The sequence below is a fragment of the Streptomyces sp. NBC_00322 genome (assembly GCF_036147535.1).
Taxonomy (GTDB): Bacteria; Actinomycetota; Actinomycetes; order Streptomycetales; family Streptomycetaceae; genus Streptomyces.
In genome coordinates, this window is the sequence record NZ_CP108019.1 from 6334223 (window position 1) to 6357897 (window position 23675).

At 69.4% G+C, this 23675-nt stretch carries 26 protein-coding genes and 4 pseudogenes; 12 read left to right on the forward strand and 18 right to left on the reverse strand.

The annotated features are described in order from the left end of the window. Window positions 1-12 precede the first annotated feature (12 nt). On the reverse strand, window positions 13-732 hold the full coding sequence (locus tag OG905_RS28860; protein WP_443044004.1) for an ABC transporter permease: 720 nt from the start codon (window positions 730-732) through the stop codon (window positions 13-15). Continuing rightward, a complete protein-coding gene (locus OG905_RS28865) occupies window positions 729-1655 on the reverse strand; it encodes an ABC transporter ATP-binding protein (protein ID WP_328678467.1) in 927 nt (308 codons plus the stop codon). Before OG905_RS28865 ends, OG905_RS28860 begins: the two co-directional genes overlap by 4 nt. A gap of 265 nt (window positions 1656-1920) precedes the next feature. On the opposite strand from OG905_RS28865, the gene OG905_RS28870 reads away from it, so the two are divergent. From OG905_RS28870 to OG905_RS28880, 3 genes are read left to right on the forward strand one after another with little or no spacing between them, the layout of a single operon-like run. Continuing rightward, window positions 1921-2775: a MaoC/PaaZ C-terminal domain-containing protein gene (locus tag OG905_RS28870; protein WP_328678469.1), complete on the forward strand. Its 855-nt coding sequence runs from the start codon at window positions 1921-1923 to the stop codon at window positions 2773-2775. 13 nt (window positions 2776-2788) lie between these two features. Beyond that, complete coding sequence (locus tag OG905_RS28875) at window positions 2789-3865, forward strand: Zn-dependent alcohol dehydrogenase (protein WP_328678470.1); 1077 nt, start codon at window positions 2789-2791, stop codon at window positions 3863-3865. Window positions 3866-3884: 19 nt separating this feature from the next. After that, window positions 3885-4826, forward strand: a complete 942-nt coding sequence (locus OG905_RS28880; RefSeq protein WP_443044005.1) for a 3-oxoacyl-ACP reductase — start codon at window positions 3885-3887, stop codon at window positions 4824-4826. Window positions 4827-5121: 295 nt separating this feature from the next. Here OG905_RS28880 and OG905_RS28885 read toward each other — a convergent pair whose 3' ends face one another. The 5 genes from OG905_RS28885 to OG905_RS28905 all read right to left on the reverse strand — a co-directional run bounded on the left by OG905_RS28885 (window position 5122) and on the right by OG905_RS28905 (window position 8649). After that, window positions 5122-5673 (reverse strand): peptidoglycan-binding domain-containing protein, encoded by a 552-nt coding sequence (locus tag OG905_RS28885; RefSeq protein ID WP_328678476.1) that lies wholly within the window; start codon window positions 5671-5673, stop codon window positions 5122-5124. Window positions 5674-6186: 513 nt separating this feature from the next. Beyond that, window positions 6187-6621, reverse strand: coding sequence for an MmcQ/YjbR family DNA-binding protein (locus OG905_RS28890; protein ID WP_328678477.1), 435 nt, complete (start codon window positions 6619-6621; stop codon window positions 6187-6189). A 7-nt stretch (window positions 6622-6628) separates the two neighbouring features. Then, window positions 6629-7054, reverse strand: a complete 426-nt coding sequence (locus tag OG905_RS28895; RefSeq protein ID WP_328678478.1) for a VOC family protein — start codon at window positions 7052-7054, stop codon at window positions 6629-6631. 45 nt (window positions 7055-7099) lie between these two features. Continuing rightward, window positions 7100-8050, reverse strand: coding sequence for a helix-turn-helix domain-containing protein (locus OG905_RS28900; RefSeq protein WP_328678480.1), 951 nt, complete (start codon window positions 8048-8050; stop codon window positions 7100-7102). Between the two features lie 86 nt (window positions 8051-8136). Beyond that, a complete protein-coding gene (locus OG905_RS28905) occupies window positions 8137-8649 on the reverse strand; it encodes a hypothetical protein (protein ID WP_328678482.1) in 513 nt (170 codons plus the stop codon). Between the two features lie 199 nt (window positions 8650-8848). Between OG905_RS28905 and OG905_RS28910 the strand changes: the two genes are divergently transcribed. Then, a complete protein-coding gene (locus OG905_RS28910; protein ID WP_328678484.1) occupies window positions 8849-9211 on the forward strand; it encodes a VOC family protein in 363 nt (120 codons plus the stop codon). A gap of 58 nt (window positions 9212-9269) precedes the next feature. On the opposite strand, the gene OG905_RS28915 is transcribed toward OG905_RS28910, so the two are convergent. The 3 genes and pseudogenes from OG905_RS28915 to OG905_RS28925 all read right to left on the reverse strand — a co-directional run. Further along, window positions 9270-9788: a hypothetical protein gene (locus tag OG905_RS28915; RefSeq protein ID WP_328678486.1), complete on the reverse strand. Its 519-nt coding sequence runs from the start codon at window positions 9786-9788 to the stop codon at window positions 9270-9272. Between the two features lie 136 nt (window positions 9789-9924). Continuing rightward, the gene (locus OG905_RS28920; protein ID WP_328678488.1) at window positions 9925-10899 is read right to left on the reverse strand and encodes an ArsR/SmtB family transcription factor; all 975 of its coding nucleotides are present in this window, start codon (window positions 10897-10899) and stop codon (window positions 9925-9927) included. Window positions 10900-11063: 164 nt separating this feature from the next. After that, window positions 11064-11378 (reverse strand): annotated as a pseudogene (locus OG905_RS28925) (transposase); the annotation flags it as partial. Here OG905_RS28925 and OG905_RS28930 point away from each other — a divergent pair. Next, a complete protein-coding gene (locus tag OG905_RS28930; protein ID WP_443044118.1) occupies window positions 11355-11555 on the forward strand; it encodes a hypothetical protein in 201 nt (66 codons plus the stop codon). The pseudogene OG905_RS28925 and the gene OG905_RS28930 overlap by 24 nt on opposite strands. Before the next feature lie 95 nt (window positions 11556-11650). Here OG905_RS28930 and OG905_RS28935 read toward each other — a convergent pair whose 3' ends face one another. The 4 genes and pseudogenes from OG905_RS28935 to OG905_RS28950 all read right to left on the reverse strand — a co-directional run. Beyond that, entirely contained in the window at window positions 11651-12286 is a 636-nt protein-coding gene (locus OG905_RS28935; protein WP_328678489.1) for a hypothetical protein, read from the reverse strand. Between the two features lie 474 nt (window positions 12287-12760). After that, window positions 12761-13339, reverse strand: a complete 579-nt coding sequence (locus tag OG905_RS28940; RefSeq protein ID WP_328678491.1) for a TIGR03086 family metal-binding protein — start codon at window positions 13337-13339, stop codon at window positions 12761-12763. Between the two features lie 115 nt (window positions 13340-13454). Then, a pseudogene (locus OG905_RS28945) lies at window positions 13455-13861 on the reverse strand (RidA family protein). A 112-nt stretch (window positions 13862-13973) separates the two neighbouring features. Continuing rightward, window positions 13974-14177, reverse strand: a pseudogene (locus OG905_RS28950) (IS110 family transposase); the annotation flags it as partial. A 154-nt stretch (window positions 14178-14331) separates the two neighbouring features. Here OG905_RS28950 and OG905_RS28955 point away from each other — a divergent pair. Then, complete coding sequence (locus tag OG905_RS28955) at window positions 14332-14817, forward strand: DUF4265 domain-containing protein (RefSeq protein WP_443044006.1); 486 nt, start codon at window positions 14332-14334, stop codon at window positions 14815-14817. 133 nt (window positions 14818-14950) lie between these two features. On the opposite strand, the gene OG905_RS28960 is transcribed toward OG905_RS28955, so the two are convergent. Continuing rightward, window positions 14951-15490, reverse strand: coding sequence for a hypothetical protein (locus OG905_RS28960; RefSeq protein ID WP_328678495.1), 540 nt, complete (start codon window positions 15488-15490; stop codon window positions 14951-14953). 76 nt (window positions 15491-15566) lie between these two features. Here OG905_RS28960 and OG905_RS28965 point away from each other — a divergent pair. Further along, window positions 15567-16218: pseudogene (locus tag OG905_RS28965) on the forward strand (IS5 family transposase); the annotation flags it as partial. Window positions 16219-16285: 67 nt separating this feature from the next. Continuing rightward, on the forward strand, window positions 16286-16828 hold the full coding sequence (locus OG905_RS28970; protein WP_328678497.1) for a DapH/DapD/GlmU-related protein: 543 nt from the start codon (window positions 16286-16288) through the stop codon (window positions 16826-16828). 177 nt (window positions 16829-17005) lie between these two features. On the opposite strand, the gene OG905_RS28975 is transcribed toward OG905_RS28970, so the two are convergent. Further along, window positions 17006-18151 carry a hypothetical protein gene (locus OG905_RS28975; RefSeq protein WP_328678499.1) on the reverse strand — a complete coding sequence of 382 codons (1146 nt, stop codon included), beginning with the start codon at window positions 18149-18151 and terminating at the stop codon, window positions 17006-17008. A gap of 272 nt (window positions 18152-18423) precedes the next feature. Between OG905_RS28975 and OG905_RS28980 the strand changes: the two genes are divergently transcribed. From OG905_RS28980 to OG905_RS28995, 4 genes are all read left to right on the forward strand, one after another. Continuing rightward, window positions 18424-19242, forward strand: coding sequence for a Nif3-like dinuclear metal center hexameric protein (locus OG905_RS28980; RefSeq protein WP_328678501.1), 819 nt, complete (start codon window positions 18424-18426; stop codon window positions 19240-19242). Continuing rightward, window positions 19239-19982, forward strand: coding sequence for a zinc ribbon domain-containing protein (locus tag OG905_RS28985; protein ID WP_328682662.1), 744 nt, complete (start codon window positions 19239-19241; stop codon window positions 19980-19982). The genes OG905_RS28980 and OG905_RS28985 overlap by 4 nt, the downstream gene beginning before the upstream one ends. Further along, window positions 19982-21208 (forward strand): bifunctional RNase H/acid phosphatase, encoded by a 1227-nt coding sequence (locus OG905_RS28990; protein WP_328678505.1) that lies wholly within the window; start codon window positions 19982-19984, stop codon window positions 21206-21208. Before OG905_RS28985 ends, OG905_RS28990 begins: the two co-directional genes overlap by 1 nt. Window positions 21209-21270: 62 nt before the next feature. Further along, window positions 21271-22128: a GNAT family N-acetyltransferase gene (locus OG905_RS28995; protein WP_328678507.1), complete on the forward strand. Its 858-nt coding sequence runs from the start codon at window positions 21271-21273 to the stop codon at window positions 22126-22128. Here the strand turns inward: OG905_RS28995 and eda are convergent. Next, entirely contained in the window at window positions 22121-22735 is a 615-nt protein-coding gene (gene eda / locus OG905_RS29000; RefSeq protein WP_328678508.1) for a bifunctional 4-hydroxy-2-oxoglutarate aldolase/2-dehydro-3-deoxy-phosphogluconate aldolase, read from the reverse strand. The genes OG905_RS28995 and eda overlap by 8 nt on opposite strands. Window positions 22736-22791: 56 nt before the next feature. Next, a complete protein-coding gene (gene yaaA, locus OG905_RS29005; RefSeq protein ID WP_328678509.1) occupies window positions 22792-23574 on the reverse strand; it encodes a peroxide stress protein YaaA in 783 nt (260 codons plus the stop codon). Window positions 23575-23675: the final 101 nt, after the last annotated feature.

Consider the following 23675-nt stretch of genomic DNA (forward strand, 5'->3'; position numbering starts at 1 on the left):
CCCCTGCCCCTGTCACGCCGTCCTCGCGGCCCGACGGTATGAGATCACCGCGTACGACCCGAACGCCAGCAGCCAGGCGACCAGCACAGCCACCGTCGTCGGCCCGGGCGCGTGCCCCTGGGTCGTCGACCAGCCCAGGTCCGCGAAGCGGTTGGCCGGGGTGTACTGCGACAGCGACTGCAGCCAGCCGGGGAACAGGACGGAGGGGAACCACAGTCCGCCGACGACCGAGAGCCCCAGATTGCAGGCCATGTTCACCACGCCCGTCGTCTGCGCGGAGAGCCGGTAGCCGTTGCCGAGCCCGAGCAGGGTGAAGGGAAGCGCGCCGAGCCAGAGCAGTACGGCGAGCGCCGCCCACTGCCAGGCAGCCAGCCGTACGCCGTTGACCAGGCCGCCGGCCGCCAGCACGGCGATGATCGCGGGCAGTACGGTCACCGAGCCGGTGAGTGCACGGCCGGTGACGACCTGGCGCGGGCTCATCGGGGTGATCCGCAGCTGCCGCAGCCAGCCGAGGGCCTTGTCCTCGGCGACCCCTCCACCGGTGGACAGGGCCGCGCCGAGCGCTCCGTACGCCGCCATGCCCACCATGGAGGCGGTCTTCCACTCGGGGTCGTTCTCACCGAGGTTGGTGAAGAGCAGATACATCATCACCGGCATCCCGATGCCGAAGATCACGAACCCGGTGTCACGCAGCGTGCGGCGCACTTCCAGCTTGAGGTAGGCGGTGATCATCGTGCTGTCTCCAGTTCGGGCGAGTCAGAGGCCGAGGTGAGAGCGAGGAAGGCGTCTTCGAGCGAGACCGGGGCGACTTCGAGGCCGCGGATCGCACCGACCCCGGCGAGTGCGACGACGGTCGCGTCCGAGTCCTCCGTACGCAGCCGGGCACGGTCGCCCCGGACCTCCACGGAGACGACGCCGGGGAGCCGGGTGAGCCCTTCGGTGCCCCGGCCCGCGAGGTCGAAGGAGACGAGATTGCCGCCGTTCGCGCGCTTGAGCTGATCGCTGCTCCCGTCGGCGACGATCCGGCCGCGGTCGACGACGACGATGCGGTCGGCGTTGTCGTCGGCCTCCTCCAGATAGTGGGTGGAGAAGAGCACGGTGTTGCCGCGCGCGGCATAGCCGCGCATCGACTTCCAGAAGGCGTGCCGCGCCTCGACGTCGAGCGCCGCGGTCGGCTCGTCGAGGACGATCAGCTCCGGATTGCCCGCCAGCGCAAGGGCGAAGCGGACGCGCTGGACCTGGCCGCCCGAGAGCCGGTCGGCGCGGCGGTCCGCCAGCTCGGTGAGCCCGGCGAGCTCCAGCGCCTCGGCGACCGGCAGCGGCCGCGGGTAGGTGCGGGCCACGAAGGTGACCACCTCGCGCACGGTCACCCGGGGGATCGGGCGGCCGTCCTGGAGCATCGCGCCGACCCGGCCCGCCGCGACGGCGTGCGCGGGGGCGTGGCCGAAGACCTCGACCCGGCCGGCGTCGGGCTCGTTCAGGCCGAGCATCAGGCTGATCGCGGTGGACTTGCCCGCCCCGTTGCGGCCGAGCAGGGCAACCGTCTCGCCGCGCCGGATGCCGAGGTCGATGCCGTCGACGGCGCGCACCTCGCCGAAGACCTTGGCCGCTCCGGCGAAGCTCACCGCCACCGCGGTGTCTGGTGTCTGCGTCATGTGGATCACGCTACGGAGTGGGCGGCGGGTCCCGGCAGATGCGCATGTACGCACTCGGCAGTGACAAATGTCCTGGGCCGCCCACGGTATCTGACATGGAGTCAGCAGTCTTCACAAGTTCTGGGGGCTGCGTTATACATAGGGGCCACCGACCCTAGAACGCGTTCTAGAACGGGCGCCCGGGCCGGTCCCGTGCGACCTCGGTGCGGCCGACGGTGCGGACGGCCGCGCCGAGGTCTTCCACCCATCAAGGAGCAGCAACCCCATGCCCATTGATGCCGCCAAGGCCGTCGCAGCCGAACCCCGCAGCGCCGAGATCCGCTGGGACCGCAAGGACGTCCTGCTCTACCACCTCGGCCTCGGCGCGGGCGTTCCCGCCACCGACCCCGCCGAACTGCGCTACACGCTCGAATCGAAGCTGCACGTACTGCCCAGCTTCGCCACCGTCGCGGGCGCGCGCCTTGGTGTCGTCGCCGGACTGGGCAGCCCCGGGCTCGACATCGACCTCACATCCGTACTCCACGGCGGACAGACCATCCGGCTGTACCGGCCCATCCCGGTCGAGGGGAAGGCCGTCTCGACCTCGCGCGTCGCCGCCGTCTACGACAAGGGCAAGGCCGCGGTCCTCGTCCTGCGCACCGATGCCGCCGACGACGACGGGCCGCTGTGGACGAGCGATTCCCAGATCTTCGTACGCGGAGAAGGAGGCTTCGGCGGCGAGCGCGGGCCGTCGGTGCGCCTGGAGCAGCCGGAACGCGAGCCCGACAAGACCGTCGAACGGAGCATTCGCGAGGACCAGGCGCTGCTCTACCGGCTCTCCGGCGACTTCAATCCCCTGCACGCCGACCCCGAGTTCGCCGCGCTCGCGGGTTTCGACCGGCCCATCCTGCACGGGCTCTGCACGTACGGGATGACCCTCAAGGCCGTCGTCGACACCGTCCTCGGCGGGGACGTCGGCCGCGTCCGCTCCTACACCACACGCTTCGCCGGAGTGGTTTTCCCGGGCGAGACCCTGCGTATCCGGATGTGGCAGCAAGACGGCAAGGTCCAGGTGTCGGTGACAGCCGTGGAACGGGACGACGCCCCGGTCCTCGTCGACACCCTCGTGGAAACGTTCTGAAGGGAGCCGCGCCATGCGCGCAGCCGTACTGCACGAGACAGGGCAGGACAAGCTCGAAGTCCTCGACGATGTCGAGGCGGTGGGCTTCGGCCCCGGCAAGGTCAGGATCCGGGTCCGGGCCACCGGACTGTGCCACTCCGACATCTCGGCCATGAACGGTGTACTGCCGCAGCCCGCGCCCTTCGTCCCCGGACACGAGGGGGCGGGCGAGATCATCGACGTCGGCGACGGCGTGAACGGTCTCTCGCAGGGCGACCGGGTGCTGCTGTGCTGGCTGCCCGCGTGCGGTGTCTGTCCCGCCTGCAAGCGCGGCCAGAGCGAGCTGTGCCTCGCCGGATTCATGAACGCCGGCACCCCCAACTTCAAGCGCCCCGGCGGCGACGTCTTCGGCTTCGCCGGCACCGGAACCTTCACCGAGGAAGTCGTCGTCCCTGAGGGCTGCGCCGTGCCGATCCCCGACGACGTGCCCTTCGACATCGCCGCGCTCATCGGCTGCGGGGTGACCACCGGCCTCGGCGCGGCCATCAACACCGCGGATGTGGCGGCCGGTTCGTCGGTCGCGGTCATCGGGTGCGGCGGCGTCGGCATCTCCGCGATCCAGGGCGCCCGGCTCAAGGGCGCCGCCCAGATCATCGCCGTCGACCCGGTCGCCACCCGGCGCGAGGCGGCCCTCAGGTTCGGCGCCACGGAAGCCGTCTCGCCCGACGAACTCGCCGACGCCAAGCAGCGCGTCACCGCGGGCGAGGGCTTCGACTACGTCTTCGAGGTCGTCGGCAAATCCGCCACCGCGCGCACCGCCTACGAGACGACCCGGCGCGGCGGCACCCTGTGCATCGTCGGCGCGGGCGCCATGGACGACCACCTCCAGCTCAACATGTTCGAGCTGTTCTTCGACGAGAAGCGGATCCTGCCGTCCATGTACGGGGGCGGCGACGTGCTCACCTCGTACGAGAGGACCATCGCCCTGTGGCGCGCGGGCCGTATCGACCTCGAAGGGCTCATCACCCACCGGGTGAAGCTCGCGGAGATCAACGAGGCGCTGGCCCAGATGCGCACGGGCGAGGCGCTGCGGACCTGCATCGAGATCTGAGAGGACGTTGATGTCACTGATGTCACTCCCACTTGAGGGCCTGAGCGCGATCGTCACCGGCGCGGGGCGGGGCCTGGGCCGGGCGGAAGCCCTGGAACTCGCCCGGCTCGGCGCGGCGGTCGTCGTCAACGACTACGGCCGCCCGGGCCGCGACGGCTCGGGCGAGGCGTCCGCCGCGCCCGCGGAGAACGTCGCCGAAGAGATCCGCGCGACGGGCGGCCGGGCCGTGGCGCACCTCGGCGACGTGTCCGACTTCGAGTCCGCACGCGCCCTCGTCGACCTGGCCGTCACGACGTACGGCAAGCTCGACATCCTGGTCAACAACGCGGGCATCCTGCGCGACCGGATGATCTTCTCGATGACCGAGAGCGAATGGGACTCGGTGGTCCGCGTCCACCTCAAGGGCCACTTCAACACGACCCACTTCGCATCCGTCCACTGGCGCGAGCGCTCCAAGGCGGCGGGCGGCCCGGTCTACGGCCGGATCGTCAACACGTCGTCGGAGGCGTTCCTGGCGGGCTCGGCGGGTCAGCCCAACTACGCGGCGGCAAAGGGCGGCATCGTCGGCCTGACGACGTCGACGGCCCTGGCACTGTCCAAGTACGGCGTGAGAGCCAATGTGATCTGCCCGAGGGCCCGTACGCGCATGACGGAAGACGTCTTCGCGGGCTTCGCCGAACCGGCGGCCGGCGAACTCGACCCGCTGGCACCGGAGCACGTCGCCCCGCTGGTGGGCTATCTCGCCTCCCCGGCGGCGGGAATCGTCAACGGGCAACTGCTCGTGGTGCACGGCGGGATGGTGGCGATCGTGGAACGCCCGAAGGTGGCGGCGAAGTTCGACACGTCGAAGGAGGCGTTCAGCTTCGAGGAGCTGGAGGGAGTGCTGGGCGCGTATTACGCGGAACAGCCGGGGGCCGAGACGTTCGCTGCGGCGGAGGTCTTGGGCCTGAAGCGGGGGTAGCGGGTGCGGGGGGATGCGGCCCCCTCCGGCCGCCTTGGCGGGCGTCATGACCTTCGGGTGTGTCCGGTGCCGGGCCCGGCCTGCTCGGCAGGTACGTCATCGCTCACGGCGGTACGTCATCGGGGGTTGGGACTGGTAGGGCCGTTGTTCAGAGAGCTAGGGCGGCGCGCGCTGGTGACCGTCGAGCCCGGTCGATGTTCGGGCAGCAGCGAGTAGTCGGCGGGCCATCGGAAGGACGACGAGCCCCGGACCCGAGCGGGTCCGGGGCTCGCGTTAGGACTGTGACCCAGGTCGGTCAGCAGCCGTATGGGGTCGATGTGTAGTACGCCGTCAGCATGTAGTAGACCGAGCTCGACGGGTCGGTGCGGAAGAGGTACTTGGATTGGCTGGTCCGTTGGAAATACACCGGGCGCTTGCTCCCCCCGTACTTCACGTTGAGGGTGGTGCCGCTGTATCCCTCGTCATAGAGACTGACGTCCGCTCTGCCGAAGGTCGCCGGTCCGACAACACCGTCGGCGGTGAGCCCATAGGTCTGCTGCCACCGTTTGGTTGCCGCCTCGGTTGTCGGCCCGAACTGGCAGTCGATGTCGGACACGCTGAGGAATCCGTCGGCGTACAGGATCGACTGCCACAGGCCGGTGGCGCCGCTGTTGGCATACGTGCCGCCACGGCGCAGCGTGCCCTCGTCGCCGAAGTCGTCCAGGACGGAGCCCGATCCGGCGACGTAGCCCTGAGTGGACGAAGCCTGCGCCGTGGGGCTGAGCAGCCCGGCGGCCAGCACCGTCGCGGCTAAGGCCGTTCCGGTGGCCAGTGCCTTGCGCTGGCCAATCCACTTTAGAATTTGCATGCATCCCCCTCTGAGTGGTGGTGCTGTGCTGATGGTGTGATGCGTCGGACACAGTTTCGGTTGCAGTGCTCGCCTCGTCTGACCAGCGGTCCTGAATTCGCTGGCCTGGCCGGGGCAGCAAGCGGCGGAGACCGGGCTCACCCCAGCCCAGATCGGGCTCGGGGTCCTGTGGCAGAACCTCGGCGCCCTGCGCTGGCACCAGCGGTTCGGGAAAGGCGACGGGCCCGAGTCCGCTGGGTGATCAGGCGGCTTGTGCCAGGTAGTACGGGGTGACGTCGCGGCGGGCGGCGGGCTGGGCCTTGCGGCGGGTGAGGCGGCGGCTCATGAGTGTGATCGCCGCCCCACGTGATCAGGGATTCGCTCATCTCGGGGAGGCGTTCGTGGTCGCGGCAGTGGCGTCGGGCCTGCATGATCCACGACCGTTCCACCACCCATGGATGACGTGCCCGCCTTCCTCGACACGGTCCGCGAGCGCACGCTGCGCGCAATGGCCACCTGACGGGAGCCTCGGCGTCACGAATCGGCGCCATGAGTATCGAGAGTCCCGGACCGATCGTGGCCACGTCCTGTCATTTCGCAGCCGGTCCGCGCGCCATCCGCTGGTGCCGCGGTCAGGCGCGCGGGGGCGACCAGGCAGTAGGCGTCCAGAACGAGGTCCTTCACGCCGGTCCAGTCGACGGCGACGTCGAGGTAGACGCCGATCCAGCCCCGGTGGCCGACGTAGGGCGGGCGGAAGAAGTGCACCGGGTCTGAGGCGACCAGGTGCTCCTGGACTCCGGCCGGTGCAGCGCACCAGAAAGCGAGCCGGTCGTCGTGGTGGTGGTCGGAGACGGTGACGAACATCCCCTTCCCGGCGAACCAGCTGGGCTCCCCGTGACTGAGCCGCTCGTCCGCCTCGGGGAGTGCCAGGCAGATCGACCGGAGCCGGGCCGGCGCTGAAAGTGACATGGCCGGATCAGCCCGGATCCGCAGCCTTGCGGGGCTCCCCGCGATAGGTACCGAACGACCACCGGTTGCCTTCGGGATCGCGGGCGGCGAAATCTCTGGAGCCGTAGTCGGTTTCGCGCAGCTCGGACGTGATCTCGGCGCCGGCGGCCTTCGCGCGGGCGTACAACCTGTCGGGGTCAGCGGTGACCGCATAGGCACCGAAGCTTCCGGGGCGCAGCGGCCAGGCGTCGTCCTCGTCGTCCGGCTTCGCCGAGCCGAGCATGATCCCGCCGCCTTCCGGCCAGGACAGCTGCGCATGGTCGACACGGTCACCCTCCCCGTGGACCACGGTCTCCTCGAATCCGAACGCGTCGATCAGAAACCGGATCAGCGCGCGGGCGTCGTGGGCCCGCAGGGTGGGCCACACCTGCGGTGCCGGTGTCGTGTCGTCCATGTCCACCAGGCCTCCTCGGCCAGTCCTTCAGCAGTGGTTGGGCTCTTACTGCATCCAACCTTCCGCTGGTTCGCCGCTGGGGGCTTGGACGTTTCGGAACTCCTCGGCGAGCCACGTGCTGGGGGCGCAGCCGGCCAGGGAGCGGAACTCGCGCGCGAGGTGTGCCTGGTCGAAGTAGCCGCACGTTGCAGCCACGTCGGCGAGCCGGGGAAGCTGCGACCGACCGGCAGCGGCGGCCAGCCGCCTGCGGGCTCGGTCGAATCGGACCACCCTCGCGGCGGCCTTGGGCGTCAGCCCGATCTCCCGGCGGAAGCGGTCCGCCAGATGGCGGCCGCTCCAGCCGACCTCGTCCGCCAGCGCCGACATCGGCACGGCACCGCCGGTGCGGATCAGCAGCTGCCAGGCGCGGGCGACCTCGGGCGGAACGCCTCCGTAGGGGGAGGTCGCCCGGAGCAGCAGCTTGTCCAGCACGGCGAAGCGCTCCGGCCAGCTACCTGCCGCCTGCAGCCGTGCCTGGAGCTCACCGCACATACGGCCCAGGACGGCGTCTGCGGGAAGATCGGCGTTGGCCAGCTCACCGGCCGGCAGGCCGAGCAGCGCCCGCGCACCGAGCGGGTGGAGCGCGATCTGGATGCCCGACTGCCGGCCTGGGTGGGTGATCAGCGCCGGCGAGGTGTGCAGGCCGCCGAGCAGGGTGTCGTAAGTTCCCGGTGCCTGTCGGGGATCAGGGTGGCCGGCCATGGTGAGCACATCGTCGAGCGTGAAGATCAGCGTCAGGTAGGGCGAGGGCATCCCCCGGTGCTGCGTGGCCGGGAAGCCGTCCTGCCGGTAGCCGATGTACCAGGCCACATAGGGCCGCAGCGCGGCGGCGGCGCGAACGCGGACGAACTCGTTGATCACTTCGGGGTGCGAGACCGTAGCGACCGCGGCGACCGGCCCGCGCGGCGCTGAGCCGGCGAACGGCCCTCGGATGTCCACTCGCGGCGCGTTGTCCACGCCACCAGTATCAGCCCGCCAGGACCAAGGAGTCGCATAGGTCCAGCCAGCTCGGCAACAGGCCAGGGAGTCGTTTTGAGGTGCCCTTACCGTCGGCGGTCTCGTGACAGCATGCCCGGCTCGTATAGGCAGGCAAAGTCGAACACGTACGGCGGCGCTGAGCGCGGCTTCTTCCTCGTGGAAGCCGTCGTTCGGGGGCCGGGAGCAGAAGAGAGGTGCAGGTTGCCGATCCACACGGTGCCGGAGTGATGCTCCTGTACCGTCTCGCCTTGCTCGTGAAGCGCCTCGATGATCTCGGCTGCCGGCCACCCGAAGACGTCGACGCCCTGGAACGCAACCGGGCATGCCACTCGCTCGTCGACCGGCCGCCGCGACAGCGAAATGATCGAAAGGCCGCCTCCGTCGGAGGCCGACAGGGTGATCGAACATCCCGGCAAGTCGAAACCAACCGCCCAATCGGTCCCGCAGACGAAAGCATCCGACAGCGCCGCATGCGGCGCCAGGACGCGACGGGCGTACTGCTCGGACATGCCGAAGACCAGTTCGGGGCAGCGGCCGGGCAGCCGCACGCCCATCGCAGGAAGCAGGTCGATGGTCATGCCGCCATGGTGGCAGCCACGGCCACAACCTGGGCACTGTCGTCTCAACTGCCCGGCTCACGGGTGCCGCATCACTGCATCGAACGCAGCCGGTCAGCCCCGGCGGATTGGTCTGGTATTACGGCAGGATGCGGGGACAGTCTGAGGACCGCTAAGTGCGGCCCGGGTCTGCCGGGTCGGCCAAGGTGAGGCGGATGTTGTGATCGACCACGTGGTGATCGGCGTCGGGGACGTAGCGACGAGCAGGGCGTTCTACGAGCGTGCGTTGGCCCCTCTCGGAGTGGGCATCGTGCTCGACCTTCCGGGCTACGTCGGGTTCGGGGACCAGGGCATGCCATGGTTCTTCGTCGCAGCCCGGGAACCAACGCAGCGGGTACACATCGCGTTCAGTGCGGCGGATCGGCCAACGGTCGATGCCTTCCACAGGGCCGCGCTGGAGGCTGGTGCGGTGGACAACGGCGCACCCGGCCCTCGTCCGATCTACCACCAGCACTACTACGGAGCGTTCGTCTTCGACCCGGACGGCAACAACATCGAGGCCGTTTGCCACTTGCCCGGATGACGCGCCGGATCCCCGACTCCAACATCCGCTGAGTGCGACTGTTCACAGCACCTACGGGTCAGACGAGTGCGGTGAGGCGGTCCTCGATGTAGGCGCGCTTCGCGTCTTCGTCTCGACGAGACGACAGGTAGCGCGACCACGCCTGCTGCTCATGAGCGGTAGGGCCGAGTTCCCACACGCATTGCGTCGGCTTGAGTATCCCCTCCCGGGGATACGGCTCGAAGCCTCCTTCCTCCTTGAAGTGCAACGTCTGCCACATTTCGTTGGTACTGCGCCAGACACAGACGATGAGGAAGAAAATCTCCCCGGAGCGATGCAGGATCACAAACCCCAGCTCGTTGCGGAGGTCCAGCCTCCCGGCGGCCGCTTCGGCGCGGAGGAACCCGCGCGCCTCTTCCCGGACTTCCGGTGCGACAGCCAGTTCTGTGTGGTGGACGTCGTACCACTTGAGGTACGCGTTCGGCAGAGTGAGATCCTCGCCGGGCGTAACCAGTTTCCTGCGGTGGTGATATTCCTTGGGCACCTCGCCCAGGCCGCCGAAATGGCGGTCGGCGAATCCTGTGTGGACTCCTGGCACGTCTTTGTCCCTTCCGCCTTCACGCCGGTGACGACAGGTTGTTGTGCGACCGCAGCTTCCGAATGCGGGTCTGCCGCGAACAGGGTGTGACACGACGAGGGCAGGCACAAACATTCGGCGGTGGCCTAATCTGCGGCTACTGCTGCGCGTCGAGCAGCCGGGTGGCGAGGGTGGTGCGCTGGTACAGCACGGCTCGGCCGGCTCGGTGCGAGGCGACCAGGCCGCATCGCTGCAGTACGGACAGATGCTGGCTGACTGTGGCCGGGGTCAGACCGTGGGCGGCGGCGAGCTGGGTGGTGGAGAGCGGGAGGTCCAGGTGAGTGAGCAGCGCCGCTCGGCTGCGGCCGACGAGCAGGCCCAGGGGCTCCGCATTCGCGCCGGGACTGTGGGCCCAGACCGCGGCGATGCCGCGCGGAGAGTAGGTGAGCATTGGCTGTTGGGGCCCGCACACCAGGACGACAACCTGCGGCCAGGCGAAGACGCACGGCACAAGAAGCAGTCCGGTGCCGTGCAGGCGCTTGCGCAGGGCCCAGTTGGGCGTGCGGATCTGGAGGCGGTCCGCCGTGTGACCGATCTGAGGATCCAGGCCGGCAAGCAGCCTGGCGACCCCGCCGTTGGTCAACTCCTGTGCCCGGTGGCCCAGATCGGCGTCGACGATGGCGCGTAGCCGTGGCCAGGCTGGCTCGACCGCTGCTTGCCAGTACGCCCTGAGTTCGTCGGCCAGCTGGCCGAGCTGTCCCTCGGGACTGTCGTAGAGTGCCCGGATGGCATCCGGCAGCGGCCCGTCGGCCTGCATTTGGTCCAGGCTGTCGCGGACGGCATCGGGAGTGGTGGCACGGACCCGTTCGAGCTCTTCGGCGAACTCGGTGTCCAGGCGTTCCGGCGGCGGAGTGAGGAAGTCCGCCGCGTAGCTTCGCTTCCCGACAAGACCCGGCAGCAGTTCGAGAGACAACCCGGCGAGGCGGGGCCGGGCCGTGGCCAGCCAAGGCCGGTGCATCGCCTGGCGCTTCGGATCCTTGAGTACGTGCAGGCTGCCCACCAGTTCTTGGATCGGCGAGCGGGCGAACCGTATCCGGACCAGATCGGCCGGCGCGAGGCGAATCTCGATCACCGCGCGAAAGTACCCTGAATCAGGCCAGGGCCATAGAGTCGTGGTGGCTGGTCGTCCCGCCCGGGCAGCGGGCCGACTGCACCCAACTGGATCCGTGTTGGAGAAGATCTGCGTGCCCCGGCCTGGGAAGGCTCCGCCTCCGCACATGATCGACCGGACAGGACCTAGTGATCTGAGTCAGAGATTCGGTGGCAGTAGGCGGCGACCTTGTCGAGGATCTCGTCAGCGGTCTTCGTCCAGACGAAGGGTCGTGGTTGGTCGTTCCAGTCGGCCAGTCAGGCCCGGATGTCGCGTTCGAGGGCCTGGACGGAGCGGTGCACTCCGCGCTTGAGTTTCTTCTGCGTGAGCTCGCCGAACCACCGCTCCACCAGGTTCGGCCACGACGCACTCGTGGGCGTGAAGTGCAGGTGGAAGCGCGGGTGCGCCAGCAGCCACTTCTTCACATCAGGCGTCTTGTGGGTCGCGTAGTTGTCCAGGATCTGCAGCGGCGTGCCGAGGTCCTGCCGGTGGAGTCGTCGGCCGGGGCACTGTCGGAGGGGCGGCGCGAGCAGTTGGAGGAGATCGACGCCTCTTGGTGCCCGACCTGGCCGGTGACGTGGCAGCGGGCGTTCCACCTCACGCGGCTGCACCTGGAGGCCGACGGCAGCGGGAGGTGATCCGGTCAGCGATGGCCGCTCAGCGGCTGGGATCGGCGAAGATTCTGTCCCACTCGGCACGCGGTGAGTTGGTAGCCACCGCGGTGGCCTTCTCGTTACTTGTGGCTGACGTCAAGGCCGACCACCTTCGCCAGCCAGGGCTCGAGCCCGACCACGCCCTTGCCGAAGCGGCGGTCGAGGCCCCGCTGCATGTGGTCGCTCGCGACCGTGACGTAAAGGCGCACCCTGTTGTTCTGGGGGTCGCTGCCCACACCAAGGTAGCCGGGTGTCTTAGCCTTCGTGAGCCTCTCCAACTCCGCCCGTACCTTCTCGAGTTCGCGCCCGGTGTGCTTGGCGGTCAGCAGACAGAGGGGACCGCCCCACGTCTTGCGGATCTCCCGCTCATGGCCGCGCAGGTCGCGGGAGAACCGCAGGACGTAGACGGTCTGACCGCCGCCCAGCCCCTTCGGATACGAGATCCAGTTGCCCGCGTACTGGGGGTCCTTCTCCGCGAGCGCCTTGAAGCGCTCCTCGGCGGCGTCCGACATCTTCGACGGGTCGACCGGCTTCCAGCCGCCGGCCGGCGTCCTGCACGGAGTCTTGAAGTCGGCCGTGTCCTCATCACGGCCGACGGGCTTGTCCTTGGGACCAACGGGCTCAGCGGGCTCGGTGAGGGTGAAGCGGGTGCCGTCCCAGGTGCCCGTGAGGTGGTACGAGCCCCACCTCGTGCCAAGCTCGGACTGCGATTTCACCGCACTCCAGTCCCAGCCGACGACTTCGGGACCACTGCACGTCGGAGGCCTCATCAACGACATGGCTTGACACATCTGCGGGCCGTGGGCGGTGTTCTCGAGGACCGCCGCCGTGACCGCGTAACGCTGTCGCTGATCGACGTCCGCGGCGTTCGACGCCGACGCCGGGGCGTTACGGGTTGGGGTCGTCGTCTGACCGCACGCCGCGACCAGGAGAACCGCGGGCAGAGCTCCGAGTGAACCGAGTGCGCGAAGAAGGGTGAATTGTGGCTTCATGCCGCTGTGACGGACGTCACCCGGACTCGGTTCCTGTCGTTCAGTTGAGCTTGGGCCGAGGTCGCTCCGTTTGAGCTAGTGCCGCAGCAGGCAACGTTCGCCTCATGGCATCGTGCCGGTCGATTCCTGCACCGGGCGACACCGGACGGCGTTTACACGGTGTAGAAGTCAGTGCACAACCGGTTGGTGAGCCGTCGCTCAGCTTGCCGCTGGACGACGGCCGACGAGTCCGAGCAGCCGCTCCAGGGCAGGAGAGCCCGCGGAGATCTCGACCGCCGGGGCGAACGCAGTCCTTGGCCGGTCGTCGGACGGTGCTCCGGTCGGGATCAGCGCCGCGACCTTGCGTGAGTAGCGGACGAGGTCGGCGCCCGGATCGTAGGCAACACCGATGGTCTGAGCGACGTCCCAACCGTGGACTACGCAGTCGAGCACATGCATACCGAGCGCGAACCGGCCGGGAAAGAACCCGAACTCCCTGATCTGGAGCGAATGGTCCAGGACATCCTCGGCGAACGCCTTGGTCATGGCGTCGGCCGAGTCGAGGTACGCCTGGTAAGGATCCCCACCCAGGTTGCCCTGGTCCCAGGCCCGGATGTCACCGGTGACGCCTGCTGCGGCGGCTGCGAAGCCGAGGTTCTCGCTCACTTGGTGGCGGAGCAGGCCGTGCAGTGTCCAGTCGGCACACGGCGTTGGAAGACGAAGCTGGTCCGGGCCAATCTGCGCGATCACCGCTCCCAAGGTGGCGAGGGCACGGCGGTCCAGTTCTCTGATATCCACGGCGGCGACGTTAGCCTTGCCCTCGTTTTTGGGCCACACATTTCTGAGGCGCCTCAGCCGGTCCCGATGCCTGTCGTGGGGGGGCGAACGTTGCCTGAAGCGCACCAAGTTTTGGCTAGTCGAGCACGGCGGCGACGGCTTCGATCTCTACGAGCTGGTCGTCGTAGCCGAGCACGGTGACTCCGATCAGGGTGCTGGGGACGTCGTGGTCACCGAACGCGTCCCGGACTCCCCCCAGGCGGCCACCAGATCTGCCCGGCTGGTTGACGCGACGAGCACTCGGGTGCTGATGACGTTCTCGACCGATGCACCAGCCTCGGTCAGCGCAATCCTCATGTTCTCAACGGCTTTCGCTGCCTGCCCCGCGTAGTCCCCGATAGCCGCCGTGGACCCGTCTTCGTTCAGCGGGCATGCCCCGGCGAGGAAGATCAAACGTGATTCGGCTGGCGCGGTGGCCGCGTACGCGTACTCGGCGACGTCAGACAGCGAGCTGGAACGAATCAGGGTGATGGCACGGGCCACAGCAGTTCCCTTCGGTGCGTGTGAGAGCGTTCTGTTCTCAGGTGCCGACACACCACGCCGTATCAATTACCTGCCGGCGAAGCCGCATCAGACACCTCAGGCGGTTAACACGTCAAGCGGCGACGGCGAGTTCGGCGGGGAAGGCCGTGATCTCATCGAACAGGGTGTGGTTCTGGAGGCAGTGGTAGAGCTGGCCGATCATGCGGTTGAACAGGTTGCGCTGTGCGGCGGCGTGCCAATCTCCGCGGTCGTCGCGCCGCCTTCGGTAGTGGGCCTTGGCGCCGGGTGAGGCGGTGATGGCGGAGAAGGCCCACAGACACCTCACGTGGTTATGCCGTCAAGTTCTCAGGGTGAGTCCTCCGAACACCGCGCGGGCGTGGAGCCGCTTTTGACGGCTGCGTGGCTCGTCCGTCGGTCACGGATCGAGCAGCTCAGGCCCGGTGCAGAGTGCTGGGGGTGGTTGGCGCAGGATGACGGCCATGGAGAGCGCGATCGAGAAGATCAAGATCTGGTTCCGTTTCGTTCCTCGGGAAGGATGGTTCCCCCAGGACACGGAGGGCCTGTGGGCGGCGAGGCTTGGCGTCGACACGGCCTGCGTGCAGAACGCCCCCTTCCTTCAGGACGGGGTGGCCGAGGGCGACGTCGTGCGGTTCCGGACCGACTCCGACGGCCTTCACTGGGCTGTCGAGCGGATCAGCTCCTCTGGCAACTGCGCGATTCGCGTAGTGCCCGTCCCGACTGGCCCCCTGGGCCGCAGCGCCCAGGGGGTGCATCAGCGCCTGGCGGTATTCGGGCTCGGGGGCGAGGTCTTCAGTGATGACTTCCCCATGGTGGCCTTCACCGTGCCACCCGGCTCGGACTTCGCCGAGATCAAGGCCCTTATGACTCAAGGGCAGGAGGAAGGTTGGTGGCATTTCGAAGTCGGCTTCGGCACTGACGAGTGGTGGAACGCCTGATCTCTGCGGGTAGCTGGCTCTGTTCACGAGAAAGGACAGCAGATGTTCACCACTTCGGGAGGCGCCTGAGCGAACCGAAGGAATCGAACTGCCCGCCAGTCGAGACAGCGCACAGAAGCCGACGCTTCCCCACTCACTGTCGTCCGAGTACCAGCGCTTGCTGGTTCTGGCCGCCGTCGAGGACGGCCACAAGGTCCTCAAGGATGCCAACGAACTCCGCTGTCGGGATCTCCATCACGAAGACTTCGCCCGCATGCTCGGGATGCTTGAGCAGGTGTTCCTCACGCCAGAACTGCAGCGTGATCACCAAGCGGTCCCCGTTGCGGAACAGGTGGGCCGTCACGTTGTCGGTCGTGGGCCCCCAACTCAGGACCCGGAACTGGCTACGCAGCTCGTAGTCGGCCCCGGTCTCATCGTCATCTCCCGCACGAAGCATGAGCCGCCGGTGTGTGGCTTCCGGAGACAAGCCGGCGAACGGCAGAGAAGAGCCCTCGCCGGAGCGCAGCCGGGCGGCTGTGTCCAGCACGGCGAGGCGGAACTGCTTTGCGAAAGCCATGTTGTCGTCGCAGGTCAGCCGATTCCCAGCAACCCACAGATCCACCTGGCACAGCACGCCGTCCCATTCGCCAACTTCGGCGGCGAACCTCTGCTTATCTCCGAGAACCACGGTCACGCCGGGACCGTTGCAGCTTCAGCCTTCATGCGCAAGCGAGTACCCGCTCGGCAACATCCGCCTGCGTGTCGCCCTCACCACCGGCGGCTACTTCACGAAGTGGCATCAGGAAGGCGTGTTCGCTCAGCTCAACGGCCTGCTCAGGCAACTGTTGCGGCAGAAGGAAGGGCGGGACGCCGAACCTTCGGCCTGTGTGATCGACGCGCAGAGCGTCAAGACCTCCACCAGCGTCCACGCCTCCAGTCAGGGCATCGACGCCGGGAAGAAGATTGTTGGGCGGAAGCGGAGCATCGTCACCGACACGTTAGGTCTGCTGCTGGCGGTGCTGGTCACCGCGGCGAGCGTGCAGGACTCCGTGGCCGGCACCCGGCTCCTCGATCAGGTCGCCACCGAACACCCCGGCATCCGCAAGGTGTGGGTCGAAGGCGGTTACCGCCAGCACCTCGTCGAGCACGCCGCCACTCTCGGCATCGACATGGAGATCACCGCCCGCAACCCCCGGGACCAGGGGCTTCACCCCCATACCGAAGCGGTGGGCGGTGGAGCGGACCTACGGATGGCTCATGTTTCACCGCCGGCTCGCCCGCGACTACGAGACCCTCCCCGCCCGCTCCGAAGCCATGATCCACCTCGCCATGACCGACCTGATGGCCCGCCGCCTCACTAGCGAAAACACCATCTCCTGGCGCGGCCCGACGCTCCGGCCTAAAAATCTTGTTCCGGGATGAAGCGCCGGGAGGAAAGACCTCTGAATGGATCTTGTCCAGTTACACGTACACGAGACAGGATCGTGGCATGTCCAGCGACCGCTTCATGCGCATCCGCAGCGCCGAGTTCCAGGCCATGGCCGAGAGGGTCCTGCGGGTCACTGAGCTCACCTCCCGCCTGAACGTCCTGCCCTTCGAGGACGAAGCGGGCAAGGCCGAACTGTTGGAACAGATACTCGGCAGGCCGCTGCCGCCGAGAGTCACGATCTATCCGCCCTTTTACACGGACCACGGTCTCCACCTCGACCTCGCCGAGCGCGTGTTCGTCAACCAGAACTGCACGTTCCTGGACTACGCCGGTATCCGGCTCGGCGAGCGCGTGATGGTCGGCCCGAAGGTCACGTTCATCACCAGCGGCCACCCGGTCGATCCCGAGGAGCGGCGGCTGTACCTCACCGGCGCGCCCATCGACGTTGCAGAGAACGTGTGGATCGGTGCCGGTGCCACGATCCTGCCCGGCGTCAGCATTGGCCGTGATGCCGTGATCGCCGCTGGCGCGGTCGTGGCCGATGACGTTCCACCGGCAAGCCTGGTGACCGGCACCAAAGCCACCGTGCACCGAAGGTGGTGACGACCTCTCCGAAGCCGCACCAACCGCAGATCCTGGGATGAAACACCGGGAGGAAACGACCTCTGAGCCGTATCGGTTTGGGCTTCAGACATGTGGAACGTTCACCCCGTTGTTATCGCTGACTTCATGTCACAAGGCCCCCGGCCACCACCGCACCGGGCCGCCCGGCCGCAGAGTTTAACCACCGGCCGTACCCCCGCTGAGAGGCGCCTCCCGCAAGGGGACCGGCTTCCACGCACCAGGAGTCCCCGCATCTCCGTACGGTTCCCCACCTGCGCATTCCGCTTGTGCTGGTTCCGTGATCACCTCGTGCGCCGCGATCGCCGACGCGTCGAGTCGCGCCACCCCGCACGGCACCGCCCGTGTCGCGTACGGCAGTTGCAGCACGCACTCCTGGCTCCACAGCCCGGCCCCCGCCAACCACCCTTCCGGCGCCGCCAGTTGGTGCAGCCGCCGTCCCGATGGGCACCAGATGCCCAGCCAGCTTCCCGCCGCCCCGTCGATCCGCAGTGCGACCGCGCAGTTCTCCGGCGTCAGGACCTGACCCGGCTGCACGGCGAACGGCGTCACCGCGCAGTCCGCGAGCCGCAGGCACTCCGGGAAGCGTACGGGCAGCAGGCTGCCCAGCACGCCCCAGCCGATCCGGTCGTGGCCCGGCGCGTTCGAGCGGATCAGGAGCAGGCCGCTGTCCGGGGCGGCCAGCAGCAGCCGGTCGTCGCTGTCCTCGGTGATCTGGAGCAGCGGTGTCACCTCCCCGCCCCGCTCCAGGTCGACCGCAACCGCCTTCACCGGGCCGCCCTCCAACTGCCGGTCCAGGGCGAGCATCCGGCCCGTACGGTCGAGCCACACCCCGCCGGAGCAGCGCCCGGGCACCTCGGCGACACACTCGGGACCGAAGGCCCCGCCCGCGACCAGCCAGATCGCGGTCGACCTGGGGCCGGGCGCCAGGGCGTAGGCGCAGACGCCGTCCGGCGCGGGCGGCAGGAGCCTCAGCCGCGCCGACTCGATGCCGCCGAGGGGCAGTTCACCGGTCCCCGGCCCGGTCGGATACAGCAGCGAGAAGGCATGCCGCCTCTCCACCCGCCGCCGGATCAGCACCCGCCCGTCGGCCAGCGGCAGCACCTCGGCGTCCCGCTCCTCGGGCTGCCCGAGCGGCAGGGGCACCGCATAGGGCTCGGGCCCGTCGAGCGTCCACCGCTCGGCGAACAGGGCCTCACCGTCCCCCGCCAGCCGGGCCGCGTAGCTCCCGCCCGCGGTGATCGTGAACCCCGTACTCACCACGGCTCCGTCCTCCGCGGCGGTCTCAATGGCACAGGCTGTCATGGGATCGTCACCTCCGGTCACGAAGCTAGATATCGCACTTCCTGCCGAACAGCACGAGACCGCCGTTTCACACATACGGGTGGCCGAGCCCGGATTCGCCTGAGGGGCGGGGGACGAGTGTGCTCAGCGGGGTTGCGGTGCTTCGGGTGAGCACCTTTGAGTGCTGCGCCGGGAGCGCACATCCCCCTGCGCCGCCACAGCCGGCAGGAGCCTGGAAGAACTGGGCAAGGAGCCCAGGCCACCGGGGCACGCAGCGCAGGTAACCTGTGTCCGTGCCCCGTCTGTCTGAAGTCATCGCCGCGCTCGACGCCCTGTGGCCCCCCGAGCGGGCCGAACAGTGGGACGCCGTCGGCACCGTCTGCGGCGACCCCGACTCCGAGGTCACCCGGGTGCTGTTCGCCGTGGACCCGGTCCAGCAGATCGCCGACGAGGCGATCGGGCTCGGGGCTCAGCTGATCGTCACGCACCACCCGCTCTATCTGCGCGGTACGACGACGGTCGCCGCCTCCCACTTCAAGGGCCGGGTCGTGCACACCCTGATCAAGCACGACATCGCCCTGCACGTCGCGCACACCAACGCCGACACCTCCGATCCCGGCGTGTCCGACGCCCTCGCGGGCGCGCTGGACCTGCGGGTCACCGGCCCGCTCGTACCCGAGAGCGGCCTCGGCCGGATCTGCGAGCTCGACCATCCCGAGACCCTCGCCGAATTCGCCGAGCGTGCCGCCAAGCGGCTGCCCGCCACCGCGCAGGGCATCCGCATCGCGGGCGACCCGGAGGCCCTGGTGCGCACCGTCGCGGTCAGCGGCGGCTCGGGCGACAGCCTCTTCGATGTCGTACGGGCCGCGGGAGTGGACGCCTTCCTCACCGCGGACCTGCGCCACCACCCGGCCTCCGAGGCCACCCAGCACTCACCCCTGGGGCTGGTCGACGCCGCGCACTGGGCCACCGAGTGGCCCTGGTGCGAGCAGGCAGCCGCCCAGCTCGACGCGATTTCCGACCGGCACGGCTGGGGCCTTCGGGTCCACGTCTCGCACACGGTCACCGACCCCTGGTCCGCCCACCACTCTTCTCCTGGAGCCCCCAACTGAACGCCGCGCCCGCCGACCAGATCCGACTTCTCGACGTCCAGGCACTGGACGTACGGCTGTCGCAGCTCACCCACAAGCGCAATACGCTGCCCGAGCACGCCGAGATCGAGTCGCTCACCAAGGACCTCACGCAGCTGCGCGATCTACTGGTCGCCGCGCAGACCGAGGAGAGCGACACCGCCCGCGAGCAGACCAAGGCGGAGCAGGACGTCGACCAGGTGCGCCAGCGTGCCGTGCGCGACCAGCAGCGCCTCGACTCGGGCGCCGTCACCTCGCCCAAGGACCTGGAGAGCCTGCAGCACGAGATCGTCTCGCTCGCCAAGCGCCAGGGCGACCTGGAGGACGTCGTCCTCGAGGTCATGGAGCGCCGCGAGTCCGCGCAGGAGCGTGCCACCGAGCTGACCGAGCGCGTCTCCTCCGTCCAGGCCAAGGTCGACGACGCGACCGCGCGCCGGGGCGCCGCGCAGGAACAGATCGACGGCGAGATCGCCTCGGCCACCAAGGAGCGCGAGGTCGTGGCGGGCTCCGTGCCCGCGGATCTGCTCAAGCTGTACGAGAAGCTGCGCGTCCAGCAGGGCGGGGTGGGCGCGGCCCGCCTCTACCAGCGCCGGTGCGAGGGCTGCCAGTTGGAGCTCAACATCACCGAGGTGAACGAGGTCAAGGCGGCGTCCCCGGACACGGTGCTGCGCTGCGAGAACTGTCGCCGCATCCTGGTCCGTACCTCCGAGTCGGGTCTGTAATGCGGGAGTTCGTCGTCGAGGCGGACGGCGGCTCCCGGGGGAATCCGGGCCCCGCGGGATACGGCGCCGCGGTCATCGACCCGAAGACGGGGGAGACGCTGGCCGAGGCGGCCGAGTACATCGGTGTGGCGACGAACAACGTCGCCGAGTACAAGGGCCTGATCGCCGGTCTCAAGGCCGCGAAGTCCCTTGACCCCAATGCCTCGGTCCGGGTCCGGATGGACTCCAAGCTCGTCGTCGAGCAGATGTCGGGCCGCTGGAAGATCAAGCACCCGGACATGAAGCCGCTGGCGGCCGAGGCCTCACGCATCCTTCCCGCCTCGCAGGTGACGTACGAGTGGATCCCGCGCGAGAAGAACAAGCACGCGGACCGGCTGGCCAACGAGGCGATGGACGCGGGCAAGAAGGGCAAGCAGTGGGAGCCCTCGCGCTCCACAGCGGCCCTTGACGCGCGCGACGCGAAGGCGGCGCGGGTGGTCGGCGACGCGGCGGCGGGCGCGGCGAAGGCAAGGGCCGCGCTCGCGGGCCGCGGCCCCGCCGACGAAGCGTTCGCGGAGCCGGAGGCCGCCGAGCCGTCGGTCGGCTGGGGGCCGGCCGACCTGGGCACGCCCGCGACCTTCGTACTGCTGCGCCACGGCGAGACACCGCTCACCCCCGAGAAGCGCTTCTCGGGCAGTGGCGGCACCGACCCGTCCCTGTCCCCCGCGGGCATGCGCCAGGCGGAGGCGGTCGCCGCGGCCCTGGCGGCGAGGGGCACGGTCCAGGAGATCGTCAGTTCCCCGCTCAAGCGCTGCCGCGAGACGGCGGAGGCGGTCGCGACCCGGCTGGGTCTGGACGTCCGCATCGAGGAGGGCCTGCGCGAGGCGGACTTCGGCGCGTGGGAGGGCCTGACGTTCGCGGAGGTCCAGGAGCGGTACGCCGACGACCTGTCGGCCTGGCTGGCCTCCGGGAAGGTGGCGCCGACGGGCGGCGGCGAGAGCTTCGCGACGGTGGCCCGCCGGGTCGCGGCGACGCGGGACGGACTGATCGCGCGCTACGCGGGCCGTACGGTCCTGCTGGTCACGCATGTGACCCCGATCAAGACCCTGGTCCGCCTGGCGCTCGGCGCCCCGCCGGAGTCGCTGTACCGGATGGAACTCTCGGCGGCGTCGATCTCGGCGGTGGCGTATTACAGCGACGGCACCGCGTCGGTGCGCCTGCTGAACGACACGTCGCACCTGCGCTGAGGGGCACCTGGCTGGGGGCAAATGCAGGTGCGCCCGCTGCTCCGCCCGTAGGAACATCTGGCATGACCTGGCATCTGACCGAGGACGTCGAGGAGTTCCACCGCGCGGCGGGCGACTACCTGGCGCGGGACCCCGCACGGCGTACCGCGCTGCTCACCGTCAGCGAGACGGTGCGACGGCACGGGCCGCATGCGTACGGGACCGCCGAACCCGCCCGGTTCGGCTGGTGGCGGGAGACAGGCGGCGGTCCCGTGGGTGCCGCCTTTGTGCAGACGTTGCCCAGGCCACCGCTGCTCGCCCCGATGGCGGAGCCCCTCGCCCGCGCGCTCGTGAAGGCACTGCGGGGCGCCGGAGTCCGGCTCCGTGGGGTCAACGGTGGGGAGGGCTCCACCGAGGCCTTCGCCGAGGAGTGGAATGGGGGCGGTGGCTGGACCGTCGCCAGGCGGACGCGGCTCTTCCGGCTCGGCGAGCTCACGCCCCGGTACCCCGCACCCCCGGGCGCCGCCCGGCAGGCGACCACCGACGATGTGCCCCTGGCCGCCGCCTGGATGAAGGGGTTCGCCGCCGACATCGCCGAGACGTCCGACGCCGAGGACGCCGACTACACCCAGAAAGTCGCACGCCGCGTCGCCGACGGATGCATGTACCTGTGGGAGAGCGACGGACAGCCTGTCTCCATGGCCGCTCGCTCGCCCGTGCTCGCCGGGCAGTCCCGCCTGTCGCCCGTCTACACCCCGCCCGAGCTGCGCGGCCGCGGCTACGCGGGAGCGGTGACCGCCGCCGTCAGCCGGTCCGCGCTGGATGCGGGAGCCGAACAGGTGCTGCTCTTCACGGACGTTGCCAATCCCACGAGCAACGCCCTCTACCAGCGCCTCGGTTACCGTCCGCTCGCGGACTACGTCGAGGTGGACTTCAGCTGAGCGCGGCGGCCTCGCGGGCAAGCGTCTCGACCCGCGCCCAGTCCCGCGAAGCGAGCGCGTCCGTCGGAAGCATCCACGTACCGCCCACGCAGCCCACGTTCGGCAGTGCCAGATACGACGGCGCCGACGTCAGCGAGATGCCGCCCGTCGGGCAGAAGCGGGCCTGGGGGAGCGGCCCGGCAAGGGACTTGAGGTACGCCGTGCCGCCCGCCGCCTGTGCCGGGAAGAACTTCAGTTCGCTCAGCCCGCGCTCCAGCAGTGCGACGACCTCCGACGTCGTCGAGACCCCGGGCAGGAACGGCACTCCCGACTGCTGCATCGCGTCCAGCAGCCGGTACGTCCAGCCGGGGCTCACCAGGAACCGGGCCCCCGCCGCGACCGCCGCGTTCACGCCCTCCGGGGCGATGACCGTGCCCGCGCCGACGATCGCGTCCGGTACCTCGCAGGTGATCGCGCGGATCGCGTCCAGCGCCGCGGGCGTCCGCAGGGTCACCTCGATCGCGGGCAGGCCGCCCGCGACCAGGGCCCGCGCGAGCGGTACGGCATCGGCGGCGTCCTCGATGACGACGACGGGAACGACGGGCGCGAGGTCCAGGACGGAGGGCATGCGCCCATCGTGCCGGGACCCTGCATCTGACGCAACGAGCGTTGCAGAGGGTGCAATCAGTGGATCTGGGTGACCAGCACGTCCAGCGCCCACGCCTGTCCCGCACGCCCCGGAGCCTCCGCCTCCACGACGTACCCCAGGTCCCGCAGCACCTTCACCAGCTCCGCAGGCCGGGACGGCTTCGCGCCCGCCGTCAGCAGGTCCCGTACCAGCCGCCCCTTCGTCGCCTTGTTGAAGTGGCTGACCACCTTCCGGGTCGGCGCATGCAGCACCCGCACCGTCGCCGTACGCCCCGCCACCTCCCCCTTCGGCTTCCACGCCGCCGCATACGCCGAGGACCGCAGATCGAGGACGAGCCCGTCGCCGGCCGCCTCCGGCAGGACGGACGCCATCGGCTCCCGCCAGTGGGCACCCAGCGCGCCGAGCCCCGGCAGCTTCACGCCCATCGAGCAGCGGTAGGAAGGAATCCGGTCGGTGATCCGGACCGCACCCCACAGTCCCGAGAAGACCAGCAGCGACTGCCGCGCCCGGCGTCGCGCATCCGGCTCGAGCGTCGCGAGGTCCAGCGCGTCGTACAGGACGCCCGTGTAGACCTGCCCGGCCGGCCGGGTCCCCGCAGTCCGCAGTTCCACGTTCTTGGCGATCTCGCCGCGCAGGCCCTCGCTCAGCCCGAGCACCTCCCGCGCCTTGTCCTTGTCGGCGGCGCACAGCTCGACCAGTTCGTCCAGCACCGCGGCGCGTGCCCCGGCAAGACCCGGCAGCGACAAGGACTCCGGCTTCAGCGGAGCCCCGCGCCCGGAAGCGGCCTTACCTTCCGACGGCGGCAACAGCACGAGCACGGCACAACTCCTTCGTACGTACGGGGGGCGGGGGGCGCGGGCGTGTTTTGCAAGTCGCTCCCCCAGAGCTTCGCCTGGGAGGTACCCCCACCCCGCGACGC